This window comes from Cryobacterium sandaracinum (genome assembly GCF_004403415.1).
GTDB lineage: Bacteria > Actinomycetota > Actinomycetes > Actinomycetales > Microbacteriaceae > Cryobacterium > Cryobacterium sandaracinum.
This window is the reverse complement of record NZ_SOGO01000003.1, coordinates 1-2,470: the sequence shown is the minus strand read 5'-3', so window position 1 is coordinate 2,470 and position 2,470 is coordinate 1. Positions and strand designations below refer to the sequence as shown.

The window sequence follows — 2,470 nt, the reverse complement described above, 5'->3', positions numbered from 1 at the left end:
CGCCGCGGGATTTCGCCGGAGGTGGTGACCGATATCTCCAATCTCAAGGGCGAGCCTGAGTGGATGCTGCAGCGTCGCCTCAAGGCCCTCGAGTTGTTTGAGCGCAAGCCGATGCCGACTTGGGGTGCTGACCTGTCGGGCATCGATTTCGACAACATCAAGTACTTCGTGCGTTCCACGGAGAAGCAGGCCCAGACTTGGGACGACCTGCCCGAGGACATCAAGAGCACCTATGAGAAGCTCGGCATTCCCGAGGCCGAGCGTCAGCGTCTTGTCTCCGGCGTCGCGGCCCAGTATGAGTCCGAGGTGGTCTATCACCAGATCAACGAAGAATTGGCTGCGCAGGGTGTCATCTTCATGGATACCGACACGGCGTTGAGGGAGCATCCGGAGTTCTTCGAGGAGTATTTCGGCACGATCATTCCCTCCGGCGACAACAAGTTCGCGGCGCTGAACACCTCGGTGTGGTCGGGCGGCTCTTTCGTTTATGTGCCGCCGGGTGTGCACGTGGAGATCCCGCTGCAGGCCTACTTCCGCATCAATACGGAGAATATGGGGCAGTTTGAGCGCACCCTGATCATCGCCGACGAGGGCAGCTACGTGCACTACATCGAGGGGTGCACGGCCCCGATCTACTCGTCCGATTCTCTGCACTCTGCGGTGGTCGAGATTGTTGTGAAGAAGAATGCCCGCGTTCGCTACACGACTATCCAGAACTGGTCCACGAACGTCTACAACCTGGTCACGAAGCGTGCGACGGCTGCGGAGGGTGCCACGATGGAGTGGATCGACGGCAATATCGGTTCCAAGGTCACGATGAAGTACCCGTCGATTTATCTGATGGGTGAGCACGCTAAGGGGGAGACCCTGTCGGTGGCGTTCGCGGGTCCCGGTCAGCATCAGGATGCGGGCGCGAAGATGATCCACATGGCGCCGTATACGCAGTCTTCGATCGTGTCGAAGTCCATTGCCCGGGGTGGTGGCCGGTCTGGTTACCGCGGTGAGGTGCGGGTGGATGCCACGGCGCACCACTCCGCGAACACGGTGCGCTGTGACGCGTTGCTGGTGGACACGAAATCGCGTTCGGACACGTATCCATCGATCGATATCCGGGTCGATGATGTGCAGTTGGGCCATGAGGCCACGGTGTCGCGGGTCAGCGAGGAGCAGCTGTTCTACTTGATGAGCCGGGGGATGCCCGAAGATGAGGCGATGGCCATGATCGTGCGCGGCTTCATCGAGCCGATTGCCCGGGAGCTGCCGATGGAGTACGCCCTTGAACTCAACAAGCTCATTGAAATGGGCATGGAAGGATCCGTCGGCTAAATGTCCGCCGTCTCTGCACAACTCAATTCCCCACCAACCACCCCGGCATCCACAACGGATGCCATGCCTACTGCGGAGCAGCACGGCATCAAGGAGCACTCGGACGGCCGTTTCGGTTATGTGCCGGTGCAGACCCGGTCGGACCGGTTCGCGAGCGTGAACGTGGCCGACTTCGGTCCCGTCACGGGTCGTGAAGCGGTCTGGAAGCTATCGCCGGTGAAGAAGTTCACCGACCTGACCGCGGGTGTGCTCGACGGGTCGGAGTACCCGGTCGAGTCTTCACGCGTCGCCGGGGTCAGCGTCGCCTGGGTCGATCGCACCGACCCGCGGATCGGTTCGGCCGGGGCGCCCGAGGAACGCGCGTCGGCGAACGCGTGGTCGAGTTTCGAGAAGGCTCTCGCGATCACGATCAGCGGCGAGGAGGCCAAGGAGGTCACGGTCACCCGTGCCGGCCTGGGTTCCGGCGCGCGCGGCGCGCACACCATCATCGAGGCCAAGCCGTTCAGCCAAGCCATCCTGATCCTGGAGAACACGGGTGCGGCCCGGCTGAGCGAGAACGTCGAGATCATCCTGGGCGAGTCCGCGAACCTGACCGTGGTCAGTCTGCAGGAATGGGGCGACACGGCCGTGCACCTGACGAACCACTTCGCCACCATCGGCCGCGACGCACGGTTGAAGCACATCGTGGTGAGCCTGGGCGGCAGCATCGTGCGGGTGAACCCGTCGGTGCGTCTAGCCGGGATCGGTTCGGACACGGAGCTGCTCGGCCTGTACTTCGCCGACGCCGGCCAGCACCTCGAGCAGCAGGTATTCGTGAACCATGTCGCGCCGAACAGTCNCCAGCACCTCGAGCAGCAGGTATTCGTGAACCATGTCGCGCCGAACAGTCGCAGCCGCGTCACCTACAAGGGTGCGTTGCAGGGTCAAGGTGCCCGCACCGTGTGGATCGGCGACGTCCTGATCGGGCGGGATGCGGCCGGGACCGACAGCTACGAACAAAACCGTAACCTCGTGCTCACCGAAGGCACCCGGGCGGACTCGATCCCGAACCTCGAGATCGAGACCGGCGACATCAAGGGGGCCGGGCACGCGAGCGCGACCGGCCGCTTCGACGACGAGCAGCTGTTCTACCTGCAGTCCCGCG

The 2,470-nt window shown here is 63.1% G+C and carries 2 protein-coding genes; both read left to right on the top strand.

The window, feature by feature from the left end; genetic code table 11:
• Nucleotides 1-1,326: Fe-S cluster assembly protein SufB (gene sufB / locus E3T25_RS00140; protein WP_134371451.1), on the top strand; the 1,326-nt coding region annotated here is incomplete at its 5' end.
• A gap of 63 nt (nt 1,327-1,389) precedes the next feature.
• The coding region (locus E3T25_RS00135) for a SufB/SufD family protein (protein WP_134371453.1) at nt 1,390-2,470 on the top strand (1,081 nt) is incomplete at its 3' end.